The 2,390-nt window shown below is 55.6% G+C and carries 2 pseudogenes; both read left to right on the forward strand.

What is annotated here, in order from left to right:
- Window positions 1–153: 153 nt before the first annotated feature.
- Window positions 154–1,888: pseudogene (locus tag ACMX3H_RS18335) on the forward strand (PQQ-binding-like beta-propeller repeat protein); the annotation flags it as partial.
- Between the two features lie 335 nt (window positions 1,889–2,223).
- Window positions 2,224–2,390: pseudogene (locus ACMX3H_RS18340) on the forward strand (transposase); the annotation flags it as partial.

The following is a 2,390-nucleotide window of genomic DNA, read 5'->3' on the forward strand; positions in this document are numbered from 1 at the left end:
TATCGGTACGCCTAACTGTTCAGGGTAATCGAATGATGCTTAGAAATGAAGAAATAAACCGTGACTGGCGCAGGGAGTACATTGTTGCAGCAGTACACGTGAAGGGGTTCACGTTACGGCAACTCTCGTTAAAAGGTAAGCGCCCCGGCCAAAGATGCCTCGGAATTTACCTTCGAGGCCACGCCGCTGAAAGTGAATGATGCGGTGTATTTCTGTACGCCGCACAATGAAGTTCATGCCTTGAACCCTGAAACCGGCGCGTTAAAGTGGAAATACCAGGGTACCGCGGATCCCTCGAATTTGCAGCAGCATCAGACCTGCCGCGGCGTAAGCTATTATGACACCGGCGCTGTGCCGTAAACGTATTTTCAACGCCACCACCGATGCCCGGCTGATTGCGCTGGATGCCGATAGCGGCAAGCCCTGTGCGGATTTCGGCACCAACGGTGTCGTTGACCTGCATGCCGCGATGGGACAGATTCGCCCCCACGCGCTGATGCAAACCGCCGCCTCTCTGCTGGCGGAAAATTTGGTGATCGTCGGTGGCTCGCTCATGGATAACGGCTATCATGCCGGCAATCCCTCGGGCGTCATTCGCGCTTACGATGCCATAACCGGTAAATTAGTATGGAACTTTGATCCCGCGCCGCCGGAGAACACCCAACCGATTGGCGAAGGGCAAACTTACCCGCAGGATACGCCGGTCGCCTGGGGCACCCTAAGCGCTGACGTGAAAAATGGTCTGGTCTATGTGCCGTTTGGTAATGCCTCGCCGGACGAAGTGGGCATCAACCGCGACCCCAATAGCAATACCGAAAAATTCCGCGATACGCTGGTTGCGTTGGATTTGCATACCGGCGCCTTCAAATGGCGCTTCCGATCGTCCAATAACGATCTCTGGGATCGGGACATTCCCTCGCAGCCTTCCTTGCTGGATATCGATTATCAAGGTAATAAGCAGCCAGTGGTCGTCCTGCCGACCAAAACCGGCAATCTTTTTGTCTTGAACCGTCTGACGGGCCAACCCGTTTATCCGGTCAATCAGGTAGAGGTGTCGACACAAGGCGGCGTGCCGGGCGAAAAATTGGCGCCGACGCAGCCCGGTTCCGCATTGAACTTTATTCCTGAAGCACTCAATGAAAAAGCGATGTGGGGGCTGACGCCGTTCGACCAAATGGCCTGCCGTCGTGAATTTACCGCTTTGCGCTATGACGGTAACCCCTGGACGCCTTCAACCGAAACCGGCACCCTGGTTTTCCCCGGCAACATCGGCGTTTTCAACTGGGGATCGGTGGCGATAGATCCCGAACGGCAAATCCTCATCGCGTCGCCCGTACGGTTATCCTATAAGTACAACCTGATTAAGCACACTGCGGATACTGAAGATAAACGGCTGTTCACCCAAGAAGGGTAGTCGTACTGGAATGAGAATTTCGAGGGTAATTACGCGATTCACATCCAGCAATTTGCCTCCAGCCTCGGTATTCCCTGTATCGCGCCGCCGTGGGGCAGAATGGTTAGCGTTGATTTAACCAGCGGTAAGACCGTTTGGCGGCGCCGGGTCGGCACCACCAAAAATCTGGCGACCACCTTTTTGCCCGGGCGCTTTCCTATCGGTTTCCCGATGGGGATGGTCGCCCATGGTGGTCCGCTTATCACCGCAGGCGATGTGGTGTTCCACGCCGCCCCGGCGGATAACTTCATCCGCGCCTATGATGTCAATACCGGCAAACTGTTGTGGGAAAACGAACTGCCGGCCGGCGGTCAGGCGACGCCATCCACCTATATGGGTAAGGATAACAAGCAGTATGTCATCATCGCCGCCGGTGGCCATGGTTCGATGGCCACCAAGCCCGGTGATGCGGTCATCGCTTATCGTTTGCCGTAGGCCTAACCGGGCGGGCGCGGTGCAGGCCGTGGCCTGAGACGATCGTGAAGAGCTGCCCATGGCAGCTCTTTTTTTTTTGCGCCGCCAATGTCTCTTCACATCTCCAGATTTTGCAGCTTATCGCCGCGGGCGAGAGGCGTTAAGACCTTCCGCTGTGCACCACGCCGTCGGACGGCTGCTGCTGCCTGGGCGCGGGCCTGAGACCGCTGGCTGTTCAAAGGGTAAGCGTACGCCCAGCGCCGTCTGTTAATTCCCCATCAAGTTATTGAAGATGATGTCCATTATTTTTTTAATGGGCGCAATTCATGAAACAAACCCCACCAAAACCCTCAAGACGTCGTCCCAATTTCCCGCTGGACTTGAACATTAAGCTGGTTGAGCAGGCGCTCCAGCCCGGCGTATCCATTGCCAAGCTGGCACGGGATAACGGTATCAATGACAATTTGCTGTTCAACTGGCGCCAGCTCTACCGTCAGGGCAAGTTCGGTGTCCAACCTAAAAT

The organism is Sodalis sp. (in: enterobacteria), assembly GCF_047607725.1.
In the GTDB taxonomy this organism is placed as follows: Bacteria; Pseudomonadota; Gammaproteobacteria; order Enterobacterales; family Enterobacteriaceae; genus JBLKSS01.